Annotated in this window: 1 protein-coding gene; it reads right to left on the minus strand. The window is 54.3% G+C overall.

The features are described 5' to 3' along the window. The coding region (locus X742_RS01000000171300) for a hypothetical protein (RefSeq protein WP_032925228.1) at positions 1-424 on the minus strand (424 nt) is incomplete at its 3' end. Positions 425-484 lie beyond the last annotated feature (60 nt).

The raw sequence follows: 484 nt of genomic DNA on the forward strand, positions 1-484 counted from the left end.
GTCTCAGCGAGGCGTCCAACGAAAGGCTGTCACCGGCTCGCCCGAACATGAAAGCCAGCCCAGCCAAAAAAATGACATTGTAGGTATGCGACCAACCGAAGCGAAATGAATAGGTGAGCGATTGGAGGAAGAGTACCGATAGGATGCTGAAAACCATGGCGGGCCGAGTTAGGAGACCGACGATTGCAAGCGCCGTCGAAATACCGGCGAGAACCGAAATCAATTCGACAAACCAGACAGGAGGAGGTGCCGTCGAGAACAGTCGAACCAATCCCTTAGGCTGGTAGCCGGCCGCAGAGACTTCCTGATACCAAGTCGCTACATCACCTGCATTCAGCAGGAAGCCGGCATAGATGGTGCCTATCGCCGTAAAAAGCGAGACGCGAACAATTCCGATTCCGCCCTTTCCGCCCTCCACTCTCATGAGTAGGTCTCGCAATTGTGAGTCTGACGCTACCGTAGCGCGGCACGAAAAACTATGCAT

Source organism: Mesorhizobium sp. LNHC229A00 (assembly GCF_000502415.1).
In the GTDB taxonomy this organism is placed as follows: Bacteria; Pseudomonadota; Alphaproteobacteria; order Rhizobiales; family Rhizobiaceae; genus Mesorhizobium.